The following is a 20820-nucleotide window of genomic DNA, read 5'->3' as shown; positions in this document are numbered from 1 at the left end:
GTTGAGGTATTTTGCACCAAGGCCGTTGAGCCAGCAAGAGGGAAGTTGTTCTCAATGAGTCGGCGAGTCGAATTGGTAACACAAACGGACCACGCTATCCTCGCCAGCAAAGCCACGACCGCGATGTTCGCCGGGTTGCCGGCGCTCGACAACCTCTGTCGCGAACGGATCGGCATCGGGATCAACACCGGCCGCGCCCTCGTCGGCAATGCCGGCAGCCGCACCAAACTCATGTATGGGCCACAGGGCCATTGTTGCCAGGCTACCGGGGGGCACTTCTCCGTCGCAAGACAGGGAGCTTACGCTCCCCGCTCGCCTCTGCCAGGCGAGCGAAGACCAACGACCAATCCACATCACTTATCACAATAACAATCAAGCTAAACCAAGTTCTTAACAGACCGCTTCTCAACTCAACCGATTCGAAATTTCCTCCGTCCCGTTTTCTTGCTTCATCAAGGAACAAACAGCGGGATATACAAAGGCAGTTGGTTCGCCATGGGGGACGGAGAAGGGGCGACCTTGGGGACCATGACCGAGGCGCTGTAAGGGCCGGCCGAGCTATCGCCGTAGATCAAGGGGCCATTCGGGGTTTGGGTGGCGGGGCCATAGAGGAGTTGCTGTCGGAACAGTTGAGTGTTCCGGACGGCTTGGCGTTGGATCGCGAGCGATTCCTCCGCACGTTGTTCGCTTCGCAGCGATTGTTGGGCGATTTGCTGATCCCGGGCCATACGCTGCTGAGCCTCGATGACAGGGGCCATCTTGAGGGCATGGGCTTCCTGCTGGAGGGCTTTGAGGCGGGCGTTATAGGCGAGCTTCGCTTTGTTTTGCTTTTTCTTAAACGCAGTCTGCTTCGTCTTGGACAGGGATGGGTCCACGGGTTGAGTCGCGAAGGCTTTGAGCTGGACGAGTTGGGGATCACTGAAAACGTCCTTCTCAGGGGACGGCTGAGAGGGAGATTGTAGGACGAGGGCCAGCGATAAGAGAAGGGTAGGTGCCATGGGGATCTTCCAGTCAGGTATCGGACAGAGATTGTTACGCATCTGGAAACGATCCTTGTGTTTAATACGTACACGGATTTCGTGCGGGACACAACAATTTTGCTCCCTCCGTCGATTTTTCCCCGAGCGGTTTGCGCTCACGCTCATTCACAAAGCTTCAGGAAGACAGAGAGCGTAAGCCCCATGAAACCGCAGGCGACCCGCCCCCCCCCAGGGTATTGCCAGACACACTCTGGGCGATTGATTTTTCAACGGATCTTGCGGTTCAATCAGAGGTGGGAGGACGAGTCACCGGTTCGAGGCAATTCGACTGGAGCGATCGGCGCAATCGAACCCAGCAGGTCGTGTCCGAGCCGCTTTGGACTGAGCGCGGCTCTCGCCCATGTCGATTCAGTCTATCATTGTCTCGGCCATTCGTGATGATCTTGCCGCCCCAACCGAATCCGTCGACAAAGTTCACGCCATCCCCTTCTTTAAACGCCTTTTCTCGGACGGACGGAGTCCCTTTGCATGCGAGCTCTGAAGACGGTGATGGCCCGGGTGATCGTGCCCTTGCTCGTCTTCCTCGCATGCGCCGCGGGAGCAATGCGCGTCTCTGCCGCCGATCCGCTGGCCCAGCCGATCGCCTTGTCGCGAGCGAACTGGGGCGCGGGGCGTTGCTCGTCGACAGCCTGCCATGGCAGTCCGACTCCGGTCTACGGCTCTCGGATCTTCCGCAACGAACACACGGTCTGGGCCTCGCGCGATCAGCACGCCAACGCTTTTCAGACGCTCTACTCGGACTTGTCCCGATCGATCGCCCAAAAAATCGGGCAAGGCACCGGGCGTACCATCCCCGCGCACCAGGACAGCCGGTGTCTCGCCTGCCATTCCACCCCTGGACCGGCCGTGAACCCGGAACTGGCGGCGACGATTCGCCAGGACGGGGTGGGCTGCGAGTCGTGCCATGGCTCGTCTGGCTCCTGGCTGGCGCAACACACCACCTACGATTGGGACCTGCTCTCCTCGCCTGAGAAAGAAGCGCGGTTCGGCAAGGTCCGGCTCGACGACCTGGTCGTGAGAGCCGAGCGCTGCGTGGCCTGCCATGTCGGAGTTCCGGCACGCGACGGTCTGCCGGCCCGCGAGGTGGATCACGACCTGATCGCGGCCGGGCATCCTCGGCTCAACTTCGAATTCTCCTCGTTTCTCGCCAACCTCCCCGCGCACTGGGTGGAAACCGGCCAAAACGCGGCCAGTGACTTCCCCGCGCGAACCTGGGCGATCGGTCAGCTCATCTCGGGCCGGACCGCCCTTGAACTGCTGGAGAGCCGCGCCAAGGAAGCCGCCCGGGCCGGACCGGACGGGCCCAGTCGCTGGCCCGAATTCTCCGAGTACGACTGTGCCTCCTGCCACCAGGATCTCCGCTCCCGCCCCTCGGGAACAAGGAGCGTGGGGCCCGCCTCACCACCGGGGATCCCCGCCTGGGGAACCTGGTACTTCCCCTTGATTTCGACGCTGGCGGAGCACAATCGAGATCGAGACCCGGCGGCCAGGGCGGCCGCCACCTGCCTCGGCCCGCTTCGCGCCTCGATGAACGTGCCGCTGCCGGACTCGCACCGGATCGCCGGAGAGGCGGGCCAAGCGGCCCAGGCGCTGGAGCGCTGGCTGCTGACGGTCCAGCACGAGACCTTCGACCCGGCTCGATCCGAACCCTTGCTCCGCACCCTCCGCGCCACAGCGATCCCAAGCGTCGAACCGGCGGGGCCGGGTTGGGATGGCGAGGCCCAGATCTACCTCGGCCTGGTCCCGCTCCGCCAGGCACTCGGCCCGGCACTCCAGAACGATCCGGGGTTGCTCAACGAGCTTCGCGACCGCCGGAACCGACTGCTGGCCCCGTATGTCCCGGATCGAGCGGCGTCGGGAACCTTCCAGCCCCTTGACGGCCGGCCTCGTGAATGAGCACAGTCTTCCGAAGTGTTCACAACCTATCCCGAATCGATTGGGTCAGGTCGTCACCCACGAGTCTCCGGGTCATCATTCATGATCCCGTGATAATGCGACGAGGAGACAGGAACTGATGGCGGCGACGCAACGAGACCGGCTCCTGACCTTCGCAGGCCTGGTCGTGGCCCTGCTGCTCACCGGTTTGCCCCCGGCACACGGCCAGGCGCAGGGACGCCAGGGGGCGGCGGACCCCATTCCCGACGGACGAACCCCGCTGATCTTCGGGGAGCGCTATTGCGCACAATGCCATGCGCACCCCGAGAACTACAAGGTGGAGTCGGTCATCTGCCGGATGAACGAAGCGACGATCTGGGGGACCAAGGACAAGCACAAAAACGCGTTCGCCGTTTTGTCCAACCCGCGCGGAACGCAGATGGGCAAGATCCTCGGGATCGATGTGACCACGCACCGCTCCTGCCTGGGCTGCCACAGCGTCACCGACCGATCGCCGGTGGTCGGGCAGCAAGCTGGGGAAGCGGCCAGGCCAGCGATGCGAGCCCAGCAGTTCGATCCCAAGGGAGACGGCGTCAGTTGCGTTGCCTGCCACGGCGCGTTCCGCGAATGGGTGTTCGAGCACACGACATTCGAGGATCCGAAGTGGCGCAGCCTGAGCCGTAAGGAAAAGGAAAGCAAGTACGGCATGGTCGACCTCTGGGATCCGGTCACCCGGACCAAGCGTTGTCTCTCCTGCCACGTCGGGAACTATGAGGAAGGGAACGTCCTGACCCACGCCATGTATGCGGCGGGCCATCCCCCCCTGCCCGGTTTCGAAGTCTCAACCTTCAGCGAAGCCATGCCCTATCACTGGGAGTACCTCGGCGAGAAACGGCAAGGGAGGCGCCCGGAAGTGCGCAAGGCGCTCGAATCAACGCTGAACCTCGACAACCTCGAGCACACCGAACTCGTGGCGGTCAGCGGACTGGTGCCGCTCCGCGAGACCCTCAAGTTGTTCGCGGCGCAGGCGGAAAAGGACGAGCTCGGGAATATCCCCGGCACGCGCTGGCCCGACTTCGCGCGGTTCGATTGTTACGCCTGCCACCACGAGGTGAATCGTCCGAACTGGCGGCAGACGCGTGGATTCCCAGGGGTCCCCGGGCGCCCGCCCGCTCCGAGCTGGCCCGTCGCGCTGGTCGGGCTGGGCATCGAGGCCGCGAACCCCGCGCAAGTGAAGCCGCGGCTCGAGCAATTCGATCGGCGGATCAAAGAGTTCCACGCCGCCCTCTCGGCTCGACCGTTCGGAAACAAGGACCAGGCGATCGCCTCGGCCCGATCCCTGACCGCCTGGATCGATGAAGTCCTCGCCGACCTCGGCAAGTCCCCCGTCGACCGCGAGGTCGCCATCCGCCTCCTCGACCGCGTCTGCCGGGCGGCCCGGTCGGAAATCCCCGACTACGACACGGCCCGGCAACTCTTCTGGGCGTTCCGCACGATCTACAACGAGATCGAGCCCAAGGCCGGCCCGGATGCGCCGATCGCGAAGGTCCTGCGACAGACCGACGAGGAACTCGGATTCAGCCTCCCCTCGGCCGGAACCCAGGAGCCGATCGAGGCCACCCTCGCCAAGCGGCTCAAGGCGGTCACCGACTTCAACCCCGCCACCTTCCAGACCCGGTTTGCGGAACTGACCGGGTTGCTCCCTCGGCTCTGAGCTGACCTGACCTCACCACCGGCAGAGTCGGTTCGATTGCGTTCGTTCCAAGTCTGAGCTATAAATTTGACACTCCCCACGCCTGAAGGCGGGGGATTCTCAGTTCAACGTGGACCGCCTTCAATACGAAGGTCTTACACCCACTCCCTGAGCGTTTGGAGGCCGAAGCCTCCCGTTCCTGTGTGCCCCACAGTACGTATCTGACGAAGACGTCTCGCGACGTTTCCGACAGCGTCGAGTTGGGGATGACTTGGTTCTCGCCACCCCAGACGCTTTCTATTCCTTCAAAGTTTTCCGCCGGGAAGGATGTTCTCCCGGCAACCGGCAACTCTGAGTTGTCAAAGAGCGGTCCTCGAGAGGACAATTCAAGTATCCGAAGTGTCTGTTCAGACGTCAAGCAGATTCACGCCTGATATCCCCACGACTGAAGTTGGGGGTTTTACGGCTAATTTTGATAAGGTCGTTATGCGGCGATTTGTTTCCGTGCCCTTGAGGGCATCGTTGGCGAGCGGTGGAGCCTCTCCTTGCTGATTGATTCACGTCAGAAGGGTTGGTTCCTCGCCACAGTCGTACTCGCGCTCCTGGCGGCGATCGTGTACGCCTGGTTCGACTACTCCACACCCGGCGGCTTCAATGGTGGAAGCGTCATTGGGATGTGGTATGGGATCATTGGCTATGCGCTGATGGTTTATGCCGGGCTGCTGTCGACGCTCCGCAAGGTGCCGTCGCTCTGGTGGCTCGGGTCGCGAAAGGTCTGGCTGAAGGGGCACATCTGGCTCGGCCTCTTGAGCGAGTTGATCATCTTGTTCCACAGCGGCTTCCGCTGGGGGGGCCCCTCGAGCAAGTCCTCTGGGTCGTCCTCACGCTGACGATTGCAACGGGGGTCATCGGGCTAGCCTTCCAGCAATTCCTGCCCAGGATGATTGCCCGGCGGATTGCCTGCGAAGTCCCTTACGAACAGATTCCTCATCTCTGCTCACTGCTCCGCCGCAAGTCCGACGCCTTGATCGACGCGATCTGCGGACCGTTCGACCTGACAGTTGAAGAGTCGAGCGCCGAGTCGCCCCGCGCTCAGCTCCGCCGGTTCTACGAGAACGAGGTGCGGCCTTTTCTTTGTGAACCGTTTTTGCGCAAATCACCGCTGGCGACCCCTGGCGTGCTGGAGGCCGAGTTGGCCGCGATCTCGGCCCTCTCCTGGACGTCGGATGTCGACGGCCCCTTAACGACACTGGGAGCGCTCTGCGAGGAGCGCCGACTCTTGGGCGAGCAGGAACGGCTCCATCACCTGCTTCACGGCTGGCTCATGATTCACATCCCGCTCTCGGTGGCCTTGCTCGTGCTGGGTTTGGCCCACGCGGCCCTCTCGATGTACTATTAGGCGAGGTCCCCCGCGCAATGCTGCCGTCCCAACGCGATGCGAAGTCCGCATCCGAATATCCGAAGTCGCTCTCAAGCTGGCTCGAGCTCGACTATTTTCGCAGGCCGAGGCGGCTCAAACGCGTGCGGAGCCTCGTCACCTGGACCGTCCTGCTCGGCTGCACGGCGCTGATTGCCGCCATCACCTGGCTCCCGGGCAATCGCCAGATCTACCAGGCCGCATCGGTCTCCACCGCGCACGCCCTGTTCAATGAAGATTGCCAGGCCTGTCACGACGCCACGTTCGGCACGGCCAAGCGACTCCTCAGCGGGAATAATGCCGTACGATCGGTGACCGACGAGGCCTGCTTGCGCTGCCATGCCGGCGACGTCCACCACGTCCGACAGGTCGGCAAGACCGCATGCGTCAGTTGCCATCACGAGCATCAAGGCCTGAAGGCGATGGCTCGGGTCAAGGACGGACACTGCACATCATGCCATGCCGACTTGAAGAGCTATACGGACACCACCAAGCCCGGTGACGCCGATCGCCCGTTCCGTGACGTGTCGACGTTCCTGGGGGGTGCCCACCCCCACCCCCGTTCTTCCTCTCGGACAATCCGCAAGACGAAGGCACCATCCGCTTCAATCACCAGGCCCACATGAATCCCAAGGGCCTGCTCGTCGCCGGATCGCTCGACCGGAAGACGCTCCGTTGCACCGACTGCCATCAGACGGACGATGCGGGCCGGTACATGAGGCCGATCAATTATCCGACGCATTGCCGCGAATGCCACCCGCTCAATGTCCGGGTCTTCGGCACGATCAACGAACTGGCCGCAAGTGAAGCCGCCGATCAGTTCCGCAACGAACCGGCGGCCCACCCCAACGGTCCTCGCGAAGGTCCCGATACCGTTCGCGCGATTCTCCGCGATCGCTTCCTCCAGTTCGTCGAGCAGTTCCCCTCGGTCCATTCCGAGCGAACTCGTTCCGAAAAGGGCCAACCGCTACCGGGTCGACCGAAGCCAACCGCAGCGCCGAACGGACGCTCCGCCGCGGACTGGGCGGAGCAGCAATTGAGCGAAGCGAGCCGACTCCTGTTCGAGGGGGCCGGCGGCTGCCGCTACTGCCATCGCGTGACGGCCGAATCGAGCCCCGAGACTGATCAACTCCCCCGGTTCGCGCTCCCGAAGATCAACAGCCGTTGGTTCCCGCACAGTGTGTTCAGCCACGAGCGTCATCGCTCGCTCGACTGCCGCCAGTGCCACGCGCAGTCGGCGGAGAGTCGCTTGACCAGCGACGTTCTGATGCCCACGATCCAGTCGTGCCAGCAATGCCATAACGGCAAGACCCAGGGGGCGCGGACCGACTGCGTCGAGTGCCACGCCTATCATGCTCCGCACGAGAGTCGCGACTCCCCCCGCGACCTGACGATCCAGGACTTTCTGAGAGGCCAGGGAGCCCCCACTCCCGACAAGGCCCATCCGCTGCCTCCCCTCATACAAACACCCTGACATAGACGGATTGCACCCGTTTCTTCTCTGGAAGGATGTCTCCATGGCCAGGAGCGTCAACCTCACCGCAGATCTGGAGCCTCGCGACACCGATGTCGCGATCCCCGATCTCCTGTTTCCCAAGATTCCTCCGTTCTCCGACCTGAAATCCACCGCCAAGCTGGCCAACTTCCCGGGCGCGGTGATCCTCCGCCACTTCCGCAAAGGCGAGGTGATCTGCCGCCAGGGCGATCCCGGCTGGACCGCCTTCTATATCCCGACCTCCAGCGAACTCGAGGCCGTTCGGGCCGCCCCGCGAACCCAGCGGACGGTGGCCGAGGGCGAACTTACCAAGGCCGAGACCAAAGTCGGCGACCTCGAGAAGCAACTCGCCGAGGCGGCGGCCGACCCCAAGAAATCCGAGAGCCTGAAGGGGAAAGTGGCCGAGGCCAAGGAGCAGGTCGTCGAGCTCAAAGAGCGCGTCGCGATCCTCCGCGCGGCGACCCCTTCCATGGAGAAGTCGATCAACGCCAGCGCCCCCGACGAGGAATCGGCCGCCCTCCTGGCCGCGGGGGACGCGGCGATGAACGGCCTTCGCGAAGCCATGCGCCAAGCCGATGCGCTGGGCGACGACGAAGGAAGCGCCCGGCTCCGGAGCCTGATCGAAGCCGACACCGCGCGGAAACGCACGCAGGCCTACGAGATCGCGTCGGCCGATCCGCAACTCGCCGTCTGGCTGAACGCGATCGCCGACGCCGAGATCGCGCGCAAGGTGGCCTCGGTTCACCTGACGATTCAACTCCCGCGCGCCAAGGCCCCGAAAACGCTCCTCGCGCGGATCGGCGGCGTCTTCGCCATCAAGCGGAAAAAGAAGAAGAAATCGCGACGACGACCGTCCACGATTCCAATCGACGGCCCCCGCGACCTCGACTACGAGACCCGTGAAGGTGTGCTCAACGAGGGAGAGCTCTTCGGCGAAATGAGCTGCCTGTACCGAGCGCCCCGGTCCGCGACGGTGACGGCCTCCCGCGACTGCTACATGCTCGAGATGCTCAGAAACGTGCTCGAAGCCATGAACCGCGACGCCGGCTTCAAGTCGCGACTCGATCAGCTCTATCGTGAGCGCGTTCTCCGTCTCCAACTGCGCAACCTGCCAATGCTTCTGGAGCTCGACGATCGGCTCCTGGAACGGCTACGGCAGTCGGCCGAGCTCATCGAAGTCCCCAGCGGAGCGCTCCTGTACGACGAGAATGAACCATCCGACAGTATGCACCTGATCCGCGGCGGCATCATCAAGGTGATGCACGAAGCCTCGTTCCTGATCGGCGAGCTCGACCTGACGGATTGGACCTCACTCAGCGCGGAGCTGGCCGCGGGTTCGGACCCGGCCACAGGGGGGAAGCATCGGGTCTGGAAGCTTCTGCCCCGCAACGTTCAACATGCCCTCACAACACTCGGTGACGAAGGGTTTGAATCCGAATCGAAGCGCCTCGTGCTGGATGGTCTGAACGCGTTGATCAAGAATCCCGGCTTCGATGGCACCGCGGGGTTGGAATCGCTCGCCCTGACGCAACGGATCGGCCGGAAGGCCTGGCAGCGCCTGGCCGACCCATCGCGGGTGTCGGAGCAGGACATGCACCGCTGCCAACGCCTCTTAATTGATTCGATCTATGGGAATAAGCTTCCCGAATGGAAGGCGGACGAAGCGGCCGACGAGCCGTCTTACGAGTATCGCTCGCGAGACATCAAGGATTGGAAAGCCACCGCGACCGCGCTGGTGGAGGGGAGCACCAAGGCGGGGGAACCGAAGGGCCGGATCTGGCAGCGACTCGGCGAACCGGCCCAGGCCATCCTGGCGGAGGCGAAGACCGGCGGCGAGCCCCCGAGCGAGGGCAAGGAAACCGTGATCGACGCCTTGAACGCGATCATCCGAACCCGTCCACTGATTCTCGACCCGGAATTCCAGGACTATGTGAAGTCGAAGAAGCCCGCCAAGCTCATCAGGGAATTCCTGCCGAGCAAAGGCTGGGAAGAGTACGACTATCACCGCGGCTCGCGCGCCTACAACCGCTTCTTGCTCGACCTGATCGCCCCCAAAGGGCTGGGAACTTCGCGACGTCCGGAAGGGCCGCCGCGGGTCCTGGCCTATCGATCGCGTGGTGAGACGATCGGCGAGACATCGCTGCTGGAAGGGAGACCACGTGCGGCCACCTGCGTGGCGTACGGCCATCCCGATAACGACCCCGATCGTGAGGGGGGAGCGATCCAGCTCGTCCGGATCAGCCAAGAACTGTTTCAAGAGCTCAAGGAATCGTCACGCTCGTTCCTTCGTTACCTCGAGAACCTGATCGCCGAACGGAAAGCGAAGCATAGCGCCGAGGCCTTGCAACTGAAAGCAGGACGTACCGCCGCCTCCACCGCGCCTCGAGCGGGGCGCACCGAGGAACTGGGCCTGCTTCAAGGCAAGCGGTTGATGCTGATCGACCTCGACCGCTGCACCCGCTGCGACGAGTGCGTCCAGGCCTGCGTGAACACGCACGACGACGGCCGCAGCCGGCTCTTCCTCGACGGCCCTCGATTCGGCAAATACCTGGTGCCGACAACCTGCCGCTCCTGCCTCGACCCGGTCTGCATGATCGGCTGCCCCGTCGGCTCGATTCACCGCGGCAACAACGGCGAGATCCTCATCGAGGACTGGTGCATCGGCTGCGAGGCGTGCGCCAGCCAGTGCCCCTACGGGGCGATCCAGATGCATAAGGACGGGATCATCCCCGAGTCCTCGTTCGGTTGGCGGTACGCCCTGGCATCGACCCTGCCCGACGACTGGCCGAAGAACGGCGGCCGAGACCGCGACTGGCGGGTCGGCAGCGCCCCGTTCGTCTTCGACCGTGAGTTCCGAACATCACTCGACCCAACCGGCAAGGGAACGGGGTCGGCCACCGCCCCCATCGTCTTCCGCTACGACTTCGAAGTCGAGCGCGAGTTGCTCGGCCCCGAGACCGAGTTCATCCTCAGCCTGACCTCCATGGACGAAGGACTCAACGTCTGGATCAACGGCAAGCCGGTGGTCGCGGCCGCCGACCAGGCCGACCCCAGCGGGGTGCTCTCGGTCGCTCGAAGAAAGTCGCGTGACAACGGTTGGTGGGAAATCGACGTGCAGATGCTCCCGGCCCTCTTAAAGGCGGGCAAGAACTCGGTGGCATTGCGGGTCACCCCGTCCTCGGGCGGCTCGGACCGATTGCTCGACCTCCGTCTCGACCGTGAGGAAGGGGCGACCGTCAAGCTCGTCGAGCAGAAGGCCGTCGTCTGCGACCTCTGTAGCGCCCAGGCCGGCCAGCGCCCCGCGTGCGTCACCGCCTGCCCGCACGAGGCCGCCATCCGGATCGACGCCCTCACTCAGCTCTCCTCGCTCTAGTCCTTCGCTTGCATTGTTGTAGAAACGTACGTACCCTGACGCGAGTTCGGCCTCGACCATGCGACATCTCCGTAGCCGACAGAACGAATCGATCCGATCCGCACGGAGCCCCGTCCGAGGCGGGGCCTTGCTGCTGCTGGGCTCGTGTCTCGGCCTGGCCTGCCTCACCGCGATCGTGGCGCAGGAGGTCGCTCCTCAGGGCTCGTCCCGTCACGACCTCAAGGGAAATCAGATCGAACCGGTGGGCGTCTCCTCGTGCGCCGCGTTCGCCTGCCATGGCGGGAACGGGGGCGAGGGCAACCATCGCAACGCCTACACGACCTGGATGGCGCTCGACCCGCACTCGCGGGCCGAGTCGGTCCTCAAACAGAAGCGCTCGATCGAAATCGAAAACCGGCTCGCCATCTTCTCGGGTCGCAAGGCGAGGAGCGCGGAGACCGACACGCGCTGTCTCGGCTGCCACGTCAGCCCGGGGCCGAATTTGAATCGAACCTCCGTCGTCTCAGCGGCGGAGGGGGTTGGCTGCGAGAGTTGTCATGGGGCCGCGTCCCAATGGCTCGCCCCCCATTCCTCGGCCTCCTGGAAGCAACTCTCCGACTCGAAGAAGCTCGAGTTGGGTATGACGCCCACGACCGACCTCGAAGCCAGGGTCAACCTCTGCGTCGGCTGCCACATCGGCAACTCCGGGCGCGACGTCGATCACGACCTGATCGCCGCCGGTCACCCCCAGCTCGACTTTGAATTCCTCTCCTATTTCGAGGCCCTTCCCAAACACTGGGACGAATCCAAAGTCAGGCGCGAACAGCCCGACCTCGACGCCCGTGCCTGGGCGATCGGTCAGGTCGTCTCAGCGCGCGAGGCGCTGGGGTTGCTGAGCCTGCGGGCCCATGCCGCCCTGGAACCGCAAGCCAAGCGACCGGTCGAACGCTCACCGATCGGCATCTGGCCCGAATTCGCGGAATACGCCTGTAACTCCTGCCACCATCCGCTGGCGGAGACCACCCTCCCCTCGACCCGCGACGCCCAAACGGGGCTCGTCACCCTCCCCTGGGGCCACTGGTATTTCTCGATCGCTCCCGCGTTACTGACATCCCCAAGTGAAGATATCAAAAATAACGAGAGCAGTCCCCTCGCCAGCCTGCGCCGCTTGATGGAGTCGATCGACCCCCAGCCGAAGGACGCCGAACGGCTTGCGCTCGAAGCGAAAGCCCATGTGGGGAAACTGCTCGACACGGCGAAAGCTCCGTTCACCCTGCGCCAGGTCCAGCAGCTTCTCGCTCGGCTGGTCGCGGACAAGCCCGGCTCGCCCCCCTTGAACTGGGAAACCGCCACCCAGCGCTTCGTCGGCATCGCCACCTTGAATGGCACGCTCGAACGGCTCGGTCAGCCCCTGACCCCAAACATGAAGTCCGCCCTCGACGCGATGAGACGCCAGGTCGAAGCCCCTTCCTCCTCCCTGGGCGGACAATCGGGGCGATGGACTGCCGAGGCGTTCACCAAGGCGATGGAACGGTATCGCCGCGAGCTTTCCGTGCTGATGACGGCCGATTCAGGCCGATAGCCCAGGACAGCCGTATCACCACACAACCAACCAGCAATCATACACCTAATCAATATTCGATTTATCGATTCCACGTCATAATTCGTTACGTTTTGGGTGCATACTTCTCCTTCTCCTCGCGGATCGAGAAGGTCGCCAACTTGCGGTCGTGCTCGTCGAGCAGGATCAGTTCGTCATCGTCCCGCGGCACGAGGCCATTCGCGATACAGTTGTCGAGGCGGTCGAAATCTTCGGTGCCGAGACGCTGGAAGCAACGGTCGATGAGTTCGCGCCGTCCCGTCCCCCAGCAGATGGGCTCGGGACTGAAGGCCAGCCAGCGGTCGAGCCCCTCGCCGCGATGGAAGGCGGAGACGAAAGGAATTCGCGTCCCCGGGGTGTGGGCATGAAACGGGAGCGATCGCAGGTCGATGCGTTGCAGCCCGTGATAGTTCGGCCCCTGCCCATTCCCCAGCGGCCCGAGAATGACGATCGTCAGCGGCTTGGAGGAGACGACCACGCCCGGCGTGAGCAGGGCGTTTTTGAAGTAACGGGCCGTCGGGCCATAACCCACGACAAGGAGCAAAAGGTCGATCAGCAGGATCGGAGTCAGCAGGATGCCAATGCCATAGAAGAGGGAGGCCAGTAACCCCGGCCACCACCCACCACCAGGGACGCGGAGGGCATAACCGGCCGCGAACGCCCCGGCGACCAGGAGGGCGACGACGGCACCGAAGCTGATCAGAATCCGTAGCGCCGGCTGGTAGAAGAGAAAGCGAAGCGGCTCCGGGTCGAAGCCGGGGCAGACGTTCGCCGCCGCCCCACCCAGTTCCTCACCGGCGTACGGGTGGACCTCCGTGGATTCCCCAAGCAACTCCTCGTCCTGATCCTCGTGTTCTTCCCGCTCGATCGACATAAGACCGTCCTCACATCAGCTTTCAAGAGCAGCCAACCCGGGTCTCATCGCGAGCTTTCGTGTTCGAATCAAGGCCCGAGCATCTCTCGGAATGGCCTATTCTACGGGCCCCGATTCCGCCGTGCGAGGGCCTTCCGGACAGGCACGGGCCGGCAACAAATCGGTTCCTCGGCCAGACAATCCTTAATGTGCGAACGCTCCCGGGCCGATATTTCCGATAATGCGGATTGCGCCACATGGGCGATGTATTCCCCCACAACCGGCCGGACCCAGGGAAGAGTGACATGCGCCGAGTCCTTGAACTGGACGCCCTGCGAGGAATTGCCGCCCTGATGGTGGTGAGCCTCCACATGGGCCTCGGGACGGACTACGCGGTGCTCGGCTCGGCCGTGGACATGTTCTTCGTCCTTTCCGGCTACCTCATCACGCGGATCATCCTGAGCCACGAGACCAGGCCCCGGTTCCTGACCCCGTTCTATGCGCGCCGAGTGCTCCGGATCTGGCCGATTTACTATGCCGTTCTGATCGGATTCGTCGTGGTCAATCCGTTACTGACCTACCGCCAGCGGACGACCGGCCTCCCCTACTACCTGACGTTCACCCAGTTCCTGCCCCGCTACTGGTCGGCTCGGCCGCCTGCGTTCAGCATTTACTTCGCGCACACCTGGACCCTGGCGGCCGAGGAACAGTTCTATCTCCTCTGGCCCCTGGTCGCCGTGCTCCTGGGTCGCCGTGCGCTCCTCGCAACGATCCCGCTTTTGGTCGGGTCAGCGTTCATGGCGCGGCTCTGGCTCTGGCCGATGCTCCTGGTGACGAACTGGGATGGATTCGCCCTGGGAGCCCTGCTGGCCTGGATGATGGGCGAACCGGGATCGCCCCGAGCGCGTCGGCCGATCGTCATCGGAGCCTTGATGACCCTGGGCGCGGCCATGCTCGCATACCCGATGCTGGCCGCGGGAACCGTCGAGCAGTTCGGAGCGGCCTGGACGAGCGACCTGCCGAAACTCGCCTTCTCGCTGAACGCGAGCCGGTTGAGCCTCCTCTATTTCTCGATCGTCGGCCTGGTGATCGCCTTCGCCGGCCACCCCCTCCTGCGCCCCTTGCGCGACCCGAGCCTCTGCTATCTCGGAACGATTAGCTATGGGATTTATCTTTACCACTTACCTCTCTTTGCACTCATGTCGCCGTTGCATTTCACAAACCTGTGCAACGATTCGATGGGGCTCGACGCCTTGAAGTTGGCAACGACGTTCGCCTTGGCCGTTCTCTCGTGGCAGTTCATCGAGAAGCCGATCCTCCGCCTCAAAGACCGATTCCCTTATCCTCTTTCCAGAGCCGGGGAGCCCGAGTCGGACAACCCTCCCGAGCTGATCCCACCGCATCCGCACTGGCTCCTTCCGCCATGGAGCGACCGTTTCCGGGCCAGAGCCGTGGCCCCCTCCAAGCACCGCCCTTGACGCTTCTTACCTCCCGTAAGAGTCTCACCAGGTCGAACTCTCAAACGGATCGAGACCGAGCTTCCGATTCCGACAACAATGAAGCATGCGATGCGAACCAAGTGGAGCCTCGCGTTGGGGATCGCCCTCGGGGTGTTCTGTGCCGCATTTGCGGCCGGGTATCTCGGCGACTATGCCATCGCTCGCCAACAGGAATCCACCGAGTCCGATCGGCCGGACAACACCGAGCTGGCCAAACTCTTCGCGGACGATCAGGGGGACCGCAGACCCGAGGCTGGTCAGCCGATCGACGCAAAGTTCATCATCCCCCGGGACAAGAATCGCGAGGATCGCATCAAGGCCCTGTATGAGGCTGGCGAAATCCGGACCGGTAAAGACTACTACCGGGCTGCGATGATTTTGCAGCATGCCAGCAAGCCGGAAGACGACTTACTGGCTCACGAGTTTTGCATCGTTGCGCTGGCCAAGGGAGATCCGAATGCCCGGTGGTTGGCAGCCGCCACCGAGGATCGATTTTTGATGAAAATCGGACGCCCCCAGCGGTTCGGCACCCAATATCATTCTGCCAACAACGAACCGGTGAAGCTCTATGACGTCGGGCCGGGAGTCACCGACGGCCTTCGTAAGGAATTGAGGGTGCCACCACTTGATGAGGCCCTGCAGCGTGAGGCAGAGATGGGAAAGCTTTTCAAGGTCCAATGAAAGTAAGAAATGGCAACGGCCATTTCTTACCCAGAGGCTGGCAAAGGCGGAAAGTTCACAGCACAAGACCAGCGCCATCCGACGTTAAACCGCTCGGGCAGCCGGGAGACCTTGGTTCTTCATCCCAAAGGTCAAGGAAAGGCCGTGGACTCAAGCCTGGCCCAGGTCCCAGTAGAAGTCGGCCGTCCAGCGCGCGATGCTGGTCCAGCTAAAGAAGTGTTCCACGCGCTCGCGAGATCGAATGCCCATCTCTCGAAGCCGGACCGGATCGTCGAGTAAGCGATTGATCGCGTTCGCAAGATCGTGAACAAACTGCGCGGGGTCTTTGGGCTCGAAGTCGGTCGGACCGACCGGCTCGAACGGCACCAGGATTCCGGTTTTCCCGGGAACGACAACCTCTTTGATCCCGCCGACGGCTGACGCCACGACAGGAGTCTCGCAGGCCATGGCCTCGAGGTTGATGATCCCGAACGGTTCGTAGACGGACGGGCAGACGAACAATGAGGCATGCGTGTAGAGCGCAATGACCTCGTCTTTGGGGAGAATTTGCGGAATCCAGATGATCGGATTCGCGGTCTCTCGGCGCGCTTGATCGACCGCCTCGGTCATCTCCCGGCCGATTTCCTCCGTGTCCGGGGCCCCCGCGCAGAGGACGACCTGGACCCCGGGCCGAATCGCCTTGATCGCGTTGACCAGGTGGATGATGCCCTTCTGACGGGTGATCCGGCCGACGAAGAGCACGAACGGTTGCTCGGGATTGATCTGGTAACGGGCCAGGACCTCGGGATTGGGGGTCGGCCGGTAGTGATCGAGATCGATCCCGTTATGGATCACGCGGATCTTGTCGAGCGGGACCCCATAGAGTTGGTGGACGTCGTTGCGCATCGAGTCGGAGACCGCGATCACGCCGTCGGCGTTCTCGTAGGCGGTCTGCTCGACCCATGAGCTGGCATTATAGGCCGTCCCCAGTTGCTCCACCTTCCACGGTCGGTGCGGTTCGAGCGAGTGGGTGGTCAAGACCAACCGGGCCCCGGTCAGTTGCTTGATGAGGCACCCGGCCAGGTGGGTATACCAGGTGTGGCAGTGGACGACGTCCACCCCACCAATGATTCCTGACATCACCAGGTTCTTGAGCATCGTGTCCAGGAACTTGCGATGCTTCGGCTCATAGGTGGAGAGCGGAAACTCGGGATTGATTCCCTGGACGCGCAGGTTCTCATTCTCGATCTTCTGATCGCCGAAACAGATCACCTCGACCGAGCCTTGCCCTTTCCCCAGGTGCGTGAGCTCGCGCGTCAGATACTCGACGTGGACTCCGGCACCACCGTAGACGTTCGGCGGATACTCATTGGTCAAGATCGCAATCCGCATCCGTCGGCCCTCCGCTCGATCGAGGTCAACTCCCGCCCTCCGAGACCCGGCACGCTTGATCAACGGACCGAGGCCGTCTTCTCGTCGCCGAGGTCGAGGGCGTTGAAGAGCAGGCCGGCCACGGCTCCCCCGAGGAAGTCGGCCGCCAGGAAGATCCAGATATTCGCAGGTGCCGAGAGCTTCATCAAGGTCACGCCCACCGCCACGGCGGGATTGAACGCGCCACCGGAGATCGATCCCACGGCAAAGGCGCCGGTCAAGACCGTGAAGCCGATGGCCAGGCCGTAGTTCGAGTTCCCCGCGGTCCCCTTCGCCGTGGCCGTATTCAGCACGACATAGCAGAGGGCGAAGGTGAAGAGGAATTCCGCCACGAGCGCCGCGGCGATGTTCGGAGTCGCGGGATCGGGGAGCTTGGGGTTCCCTTTAAGGAACAGGACCGTGAACGCGGCCACCACAGCGCCGAGCACTTGCACGACCATATAGGCAGGCATCTCGGCGGTCGTGCACTTGCCCCGCAACCAGACGGCCAAGGTCACGGCCGGGTTGTAGTGACCACCGGAGATGTGGCCGCCGGCGTAGATCATCACCATCAAAGCCGAGCCGATGGCCACGGGTGCCAAGGCGGCGGCGGCCGAGTCGGGCTTCGCGCCCACTACTGTCTGACCGACCGTTAACACCAGAAAGAAGGTGCCGATAAACTCGACGATCAGTTTCCTCGACATCGTACGTGCTCCCTTTGGTACGGACGGAATGCTTTTTCTTCAGTCTCAAGACTACGCGACGGATTCCCGATCGCGTGCGCTTCGTCAAGGCTCGAGCAAGTGTCTCGCAACCCGTCGGCCGTGAAAGGACCGGTCACGGTGCCCCCGGATCGAGTTTCGCCAGTGATCAGGCAGGTCTCAATCAGGCCGGGAGTGATTGCTCGGGTTTCTCAAGGCCCCAGAAATGGGGCGTTCCACGCGGACGTTGCCATTGACGATCGACAACGCGCGTTCCCACCGCTCATCACCGGATTCGCAAGCCCAAAGCGTCACATTCGCCCATGTAAAGCCTTTCGAGATTCAACCTTTGCGTGGGTTCGTTCTCGATCTTGCGCAACACGCGCAGATTGTCCACCAATCCCCCCTGGGTCGCAACCCCCCGCTCGCTCCAGATGCCCGGCTCGAGGACCCCGGCACGCTTAACGTCGATCCAATCGGCAAAGGCTCCCTGAAACGCCAACGGTTCGGGAGCCGCGGAACAACCGATGAGCCAGGTTCAACCGGACCGAATTGCTCGACAGAGCGACGTGGTCTTCCTCAGGGAGTTGCGTGGGGCCGCTCGTCGAAAAAGTGACTTCGTTCCTTGGAGGCATTGACCAGTGGCATTGCGGACGATTCGGCATTAAGGTCAGAGCACCGGCCTCCCGAAGAGGAGGCCTCCCCTGCGCTCGGTAAGGTTCTGAGGTCTCGAATATGGTCAAACGATTCTGGTTGACAGCCGCTCTCACCGTCTCGGCGGGCCTTGCCGGGTCATTCCAGGCCGACGGGAAGGAACCGGAGACGCCGGTGACTTGGAAAAAGACGGTGATCGAGGGCAAGTTTCGGTCGGAGGGAGTCGCCATCGCCGACGTCAACAAGGACGGCAAGCCCGACGTACTGATTGGCGACTCCTGGTACGAAGCGCCCGCCTGGACCAAGCACGACATTCGCAAGCCGGGCGAGTTCGGCGACGGGCTGCGGAGCTATAGCGAATGCATGACCTGTTGGGCCGACGACATCAACGGCGATGGCTGGGCCGACCAGATCGTGATCGGCTTTCCGGGAAAGGCCGCCTACTGGTACGAGAACCCGAAGGGCAAACCGGGGCACTGGCCGCAACACGAGATCAGCCCGAGCGCCTGCAACGAAACACCGCTCTACACCGACCTCTTCAAAGACGGCCATCGCGTGTTGGTGATGGGCACGCAGCCCACCGGTAAGGAAAACGAAGGGCAGATGGCCTGGTTCACACCCGGCAGCGACCCAACCCAGCCCTGGGAGAAGCACGCGATCAGCGAGCCGAGCCGACCGGGCAAAGAGATCCCCGGGACCCAACGGTTCGCGCACGGCCTGGGTGTCGGGGACCTGAACGGTGACGGCCGCCAGGATGTCATCTGCACCAAGGGCTGGTGGGAACAGCCCGAATCGGGCCGCCCTGCCGCCACCGCTTGGCCATTCCACCCCGCCTCGCTCGGTGATGCCGTCGCCGATATCGTCACCTACGACGTCAATCACGACGGCAAAGCGGATGTGATTAACAGCTCCGCGCACCGTTACGGAATCTGCTGGTTCGAACAAGGCGCCTTGAAGGATGGCTCGCCCGTCTTCACCAAGCACGACCTCTTTCCCGACCTCGTGTCCGAGACTCATGCCTTGCACGCCACGGACATCAACGGCGATGGCCTGAAAGACCTCGTCACCGGGAAGCGGTTCTGGTCGCACGGTAAGAGCGAGCCGGGCTCCGACAAGCCCGCGCACCTCTACTGGTTTGAGGCCAAGCGGGGCGCTGACGGCCTGACCACGTTCACCCCGCGCGAGATCGACGACCAGAGCGGGATCGGCACGCAGTTCGTCGTCGACGACTTCAATGCCGACGGCCTGCCGGATATCGTCACCGCCAACAAGAAGGGGGTCTTCCTCTTCGAACAGACCCGCGCATCGAAGTAAAACATAGTCAAGCGAAGCGATGTGAAGTCAGGGGCATGCCGGGGCAGAACCGTTGAGAGTGGGGAATCAACATGCGTCGTTTCCGTTGGCTCGCATTTGGCCTGATGGGTCTGGCCTCGTCCGTTCAGGCGGACGAGCCGGCCAAGACCTATCAGGTCCTCTCCATCAAGGACGACGGCATCATCGCCACGGGCATCAATGCTCGCGGGGATGTCGTCGGCTTCGAGTGGCTCGAGGACAAGGAACGCCCCGGCGTCCTCGATCAAGCCCCTTTTTATGCGAAGGGGCGGCAAATCACCTACCTGCCGCTCCTCAAGGGCTACACCGCCACGTTCCCCGCGGCCGTGAGCGACGAGGGCCTGGTGGTGGGCCGGGTGAGCAAGCCCGCCCCCCCCGGGGTTCGCGTCCCCTTGCGGAATCAGGCCTTCGTCTGGGAGGCCAGTCGCGGGATTATTGGACTGGGAGCGCTCAAAGACGACGTCGCCTCGTTCGCAACCGACGTCTCGAGTGACGGCCGACGCATCAGTGGCTATACCCTGGGAGAGAACCGACTGCGCGCCTGCGTCTGGGATCGCGACGGCGACCATTGGAACGGAACCGCCTTGTCCCACGAGAATCGGCTCGGATCCAACGTCGTCGCCATAAGCGACGACGGAACGTTGGTCACGGCCGTCGATGGTGTCGTTCCCTGCCTCTGGACGCAAAGCCCGGCCGGCGAATGGACGCGTGAAGTCATCGGAGACGCCGGTTCTCTCGTCCCACGCGCCATCAACAACGCAGGCACTGTGGCTGGGGTGCGCTTCACCGCGGATGGCATGACGCACGCCGTCGTCTGGACCCGTGAGCAGGGCATCAAGCCACTGGAGAAACCCGACGGCTACGTACGTTCCGAAGCCAGCGCAGTGAATAACGACGGGGTCGTGGTCGGGATGGTCGACGGCCCGCATGGCTCGAAGATCGGGCCGAAAGCCTTCGCCTCCAGGAACGGCCGATTGCACCTGATCGATGAAGGAGGCCCCTTCTTCACCGCCGCCACCTGCATCAACGACCGAGGTCAAGTGGCCGGCGTCGTCGAGAAGGAAGAAGACGACCACGAGGCAAAGCCCGTGGCGCTCCCGGAAAAGAAACGCATGCCTTGAGGACTCCACCACCACACTCCCCAAAGCGACGAGGGTTGCCAACCGGCTCCCGGTCGACAACGTGAGGAACTCAATTCAACTCGTTCCTCACGATTGTCCGAGCCACGGTCGATCCTCT

Annotated in this window: 16 protein-coding genes; 12 read left to right on the top strand and 4 right to left on the bottom strand. The window is 63.1% G+C overall.

Annotated features, from left to right (window positions below):
• Positions 1-452 precede the first annotated feature (452 nt).
• A complete protein-coding gene (locus BUS42_RS04050) occupies positions 453-998 on the bottom strand; it encodes a hypothetical protein (RefSeq protein ID WP_074305474.1) in 546 nt (181 codons plus the stop codon).
• 510 nt (positions 999-1508) lie between these two features.
• Between BUS42_RS04050 and BUS42_RS04045 the strand changes: the two genes are divergently transcribed.
• The 8 genes from BUS42_RS04045 to BUS42_RS04020 all read left to right on the top strand — a co-directional run bounded on the left by BUS42_RS04045 (position 1509) and on the right by BUS42_RS04020 (position 12454).
• Positions 1509-2936: a multiheme c-type cytochrome gene (locus BUS42_RS04045; RefSeq protein ID WP_074305472.1), complete on the top strand. Its 1428-nt coding sequence runs from the start codon at positions 1509-1511 to the stop codon at positions 2934-2936.
• A 118-nt stretch (positions 2937-3054) separates the two neighbouring features.
• The gene (locus BUS42_RS04040) at positions 3055-4629 is read left to right on the top strand and encodes a multiheme c-type cytochrome (RefSeq protein WP_074305470.1); all 1575 of its coding nucleotides are present in this window, start codon (positions 3055-3057) and stop codon (positions 4627-4629) included.
• Positions 4630-5153: 524 nt separating this feature from the next.
• Positions 5154-5498: a hypothetical protein gene (locus BUS42_RS44720; protein WP_254053292.1), complete on the top strand. Its 345-nt coding sequence runs from the start codon at positions 5154-5156 to the stop codon at positions 5496-5498.
• 50 nt (positions 5499-5548) lie between these two features.
• On the top strand, positions 5549-6007 hold the full coding sequence (locus BUS42_RS44715) for a hypothetical protein (RefSeq protein WP_254053291.1): 459 nt from the start codon (positions 5549-5551) through the stop codon (positions 6005-6007).
• 17 nt (positions 6008-6024) lie between these two features.
• On the top strand, positions 6025-6651 hold the full coding sequence (locus tag BUS42_RS44710; RefSeq protein ID WP_254053290.1) for a cytochrome c3 family protein: 627 nt from the start codon (positions 6025-6027) through the stop codon (positions 6649-6651).
• Positions 6648-7499 (top strand): cytochrome c3 family protein, encoded by an 852-nt coding sequence (locus tag BUS42_RS44705; RefSeq protein ID WP_254053289.1) that lies wholly within the window; start codon positions 6648-6650, stop codon positions 7497-7499. The genes BUS42_RS44710 and BUS42_RS44705 overlap by 4 nt, the downstream gene beginning before the upstream one ends.
• Before the next feature lie 43 nt (positions 7500-7542).
• Complete coding sequence (locus BUS42_RS04025; protein WP_074305468.1) at positions 7543-10893, top strand: cyclic nucleotide-binding domain-containing protein; 3351 nt, start codon at positions 7543-7545, stop codon at positions 10891-10893.
• 58 nt (positions 10894-10951) lie between these two features.
• Positions 10952-12454 carry a multiheme c-type cytochrome gene (locus BUS42_RS04020; protein ID WP_074305466.1) on the top strand — a complete coding sequence of 501 codons (1503 nt, stop codon included), beginning with the start codon at positions 10952-10954 and terminating at the stop codon, positions 12452-12454.
• 85 nt (positions 12455-12539) lie between these two features.
• On the opposite strand, the gene BUS42_RS04015 is transcribed toward BUS42_RS04020, so the two are convergent.
• A complete protein-coding gene (locus BUS42_RS04015) occupies positions 12540-13346 on the bottom strand; it encodes a DUF3239 domain-containing protein (protein WP_074305464.1) in 807 nt (268 codons plus the stop codon).
• Positions 13347-13630: 284 nt separating this feature from the next.
• On the opposite strand from BUS42_RS04015, the gene BUS42_RS04010 reads away from it, so the two are divergent.
• Together BUS42_RS04010 and BUS42_RS04005 are read left to right on the top strand one after the other, a co-directional pair.
• A complete protein-coding gene (locus tag BUS42_RS04010) occupies positions 13631-14803 on the top strand; it encodes an acyltransferase family protein (RefSeq protein WP_074305462.1) in 1173 nt (390 codons plus the stop codon).
• 114 nt (positions 14804-14917) lie between these two features.
• Positions 14918-15505 carry a hypothetical protein gene (locus BUS42_RS04005; protein WP_143206235.1) on the top strand — a complete coding sequence of 196 codons (588 nt, stop codon included), beginning with the start codon at positions 14918-14920 and terminating at the stop codon, positions 15503-15505.
• 150 nt (positions 15506-15655) lie between these two features.
• On the opposite strand, the gene glgA is transcribed toward BUS42_RS04005, so the two are convergent.
• Both glgA and BUS42_RS03995 read right to left on the bottom strand, forming a co-directional pair.
• Positions 15656-16876 carry a glycogen synthase gene (gene glgA / locus BUS42_RS04000; protein ID WP_143206234.1) on the bottom strand — a complete coding sequence of 407 codons (1221 nt, stop codon included), beginning with the start codon at positions 16874-16876 and terminating at the stop codon, positions 15656-15658.
• Between the two features lie 59 nt (positions 16877-16935).
• The gene (locus BUS42_RS03995) at positions 16936-17598 is read right to left on the bottom strand and encodes an MIP/aquaporin family protein (RefSeq protein ID WP_074305458.1); all 663 of its coding nucleotides are present in this window, start codon (positions 17596-17598) and stop codon (positions 16936-16938) included.
• Between the two features lie 750 nt (positions 17599-18348).
• Here BUS42_RS03995 and BUS42_RS03985 point away from each other — a divergent pair.
• On the top strand, positions 18349-19563 hold the full coding sequence (locus tag BUS42_RS03985) for an FG-GAP repeat domain-containing protein (RefSeq protein WP_254053288.1): 1215 nt from the start codon (positions 18349-18351) through the stop codon (positions 19561-19563).
• A 71-nt stretch (positions 19564-19634) separates the two neighbouring features.
• Positions 19635-20702, top strand: a complete 1068-nt coding sequence (locus BUS42_RS03980) for a hypothetical protein (protein ID WP_074305452.1) — start codon at positions 19635-19637, stop codon at positions 20700-20702.
• The last annotated feature ends 118 nt before the right edge of the window (positions 20703-20820 follow it).

This window comes from Singulisphaera sp. GP187 (genome assembly GCF_900129635.1).
Classification (GTDB): Bacteria; Planctomycetota; Planctomycetia; order Isosphaerales; family Isosphaeraceae; genus Singulisphaera.
The sequence above is the reverse complement of the archived record's forward strand: the minus strand, read 5'-3'. Positions and strand labels throughout refer to the sequence as shown.